General features: G+C 28.4%; 2 protein-coding genes. One reads left to right on the top strand and one right to left on the bottom strand.

Features of this window, described 5'->3' with window-relative positions; all coding sequences use genetic code 11:
• The first annotated feature begins 344 nt into the window (after window positions 1–344).
• Window positions 345–731 carry a hypothetical protein gene (locus QZU75_RS12725; protein WP_296884205.1) on the top strand — a complete coding sequence of 129 codons (387 nt, stop codon included), beginning with the start codon at window positions 345–347 and terminating at the stop codon, window positions 729–731.
• 1,179 nt (window positions 732–1,910) lie between these two features.
• Here the strand turns inward: QZU75_RS12725 and QZU75_RS12730 are convergent.
• The coding region (locus QZU75_RS12730) for a hypothetical protein (protein WP_296884206.1) at window positions 1,911–2,116 on the bottom strand (206 nt) is incomplete at its 5' end.

Raw genomic sequence — 2,116 nt, forward strand, 5'->3', positions numbered from 1 at the left:
GGCTCTGTCTAAAATTGTCATGATAACAGATACTTTATTTCATCATCAGTGAACTGTTGCATTTTCATATTGAATTTTGCAATTAATTAAATGACAATATTAAAAATTGATTATTGTTTGGTTTTTAAATTGATTAAATCGTGTTTTTCAGTTGATTAAATTTAATGTTTTTTGTGTAAGTTTTATTTTAATGGAACCCTATTCATTTTATATTCATGGAGTTACTTGGATGTAAATTTTTCTATAAGTTGGTGAAATAGCAAATTACAGTAAATTTAAGTGTTTAAATGTGGTTATTTTAAAAATAGAAGCATATAAATAATGTAAAGGGGATATTATTATATATGATCTCAATAAACTCCCTTACAAGTTATAATATTGTTGACATTTTAAATAAACCTTTGTATTTTATTGAATCTGATCAATTGAATGTGTGTAATTTAATCAGTCCTGACGATTTGGGATTTTTCCAAGAGTATTACAGAGATTATTATACGGAAATTGTTTATTATGAATATGAAAGACCAATATGTCCAAAATGTGACATTTCAATGAACAGCAATGGTTCTAGATCTGCTAAACCTAACAAATGGGAAGGTATACGCAAAAAACAATACATTTGCCCAGAATGTGGAAAAACACATTTCACAAGTTTGGAAAATTTCATCAAAAGATACTCTAATTATACACGTGTAATCAAACTCGAAAATAAAATAAAATTAAACCGCTAAACAGTATATTATCACGAATCAACATACGATAAATCATTCATCACACAAAAAGAAGAAAACCTTCAAAAATTCATAAAAGAAACAAAAATCGAACCCAGTGGTATTTATCACTATGATGAAGAATTTTTACATGAAAATGGAGTAGCTGCAGTTGGATTAGCAATTATCGATGCCGTAACAAACCTAATAATCAATGATCAAGTAATCTATCAAGAAGATTTCAACAAAGAATTTGTAGAAATCTTTTTAAAATACTCATTAGAAGGATTACCTAAAAAAATCCTGATAACTGACTGCCATATGATGTATCCACCAATAATAGAACTAATTTGCATAAAACACCAATTCTGCATATTCCACATCATCAAACACCACAACGACAAATCCTACAAAAAAATGAACAAAATTAAAAGAAGAATACAAACACTAGAAACAAAAATAAAAGAAAACGAAGAAAGAATAACCAAACTAAAAGAATACAGCAAAGGATTACCCAATAGAGTATAAAATAAAGAAACAACAAGAAAAAGAAGAATCAAAAAACGAAAAAAAATTAACCCAAGACAACAGAAAATACAGAAACGAACGAAAACAAAAAAGAAAAGAACTAAAAGAACAAGAAAAAATCAACGAAAGAATATCCAACATATACGATACCGACAACGAAAAAGCAGTAAAAAGAAGATTCAAAACAATATACCACCAACTAGACCAATTTGACGATAATACACAAAAATACCTAAAAAATCTAAACAAAAAATTCAACAAAACACTAGAATACTACAAAAACCCACAAATACCCAGAACAAACAACAAAATCGAAGGATACTTCAAAATAACCCTCCCAAGCCATATAAAAAGAATATATCGAACAAGGAAAGGATTAATAAGATGGATAAGACTACAAAAAATCAGATGGATTGAAAGAAATGTTTTATACAATGAACAAAACAAATTCCAAAATCACTCCAACAACCAAAAAATCGATGCAACATCATGACAATTTTAGACAGAGCCTAACTCAACAATCAAAAAAAACAAAACCCAAATAAATACTCTTTTCACTAAAAAGCAATGAAAAATACTTATTTTTTAAAAAAAATATTATTGAAGTGTATTTTAAGTATAAAAAATACACCTCAAATTTATAATAGTATGTTAACGTTGCCCTAAGTACAATCAGACGAAGACTACTTTACGTATACCATTTTCTACAATCTCGGCATTAGATGGAGCTCTTGGATTATAATATGAGGTACGGCATGAAGTTGCTCCACCAGAAAGAGATCCTACAAGTCCACCTAATGCACCACCTAATGCACCAGCTATAGCTGATCCACCAATTAAATATGCACATGTTAGTGCCCTATTATAATTAATATCAT

The organism is uncultured Methanobrevibacter sp., from assembly GCF_902764455.1.
GTDB lineage: Archaea > Methanobacteriota > Methanobacteria > Methanobacteriales > Methanobacteriaceae > Methanocatella.

Coding starts and splice junctions, on each gene's coding strand:
- QZU75_RS12725 (WP_296884205.1), top strand. CDS start 345: ATGATCTCAATAAACTCCCTTACAAGTTATAATATTGTTGACATTTTA.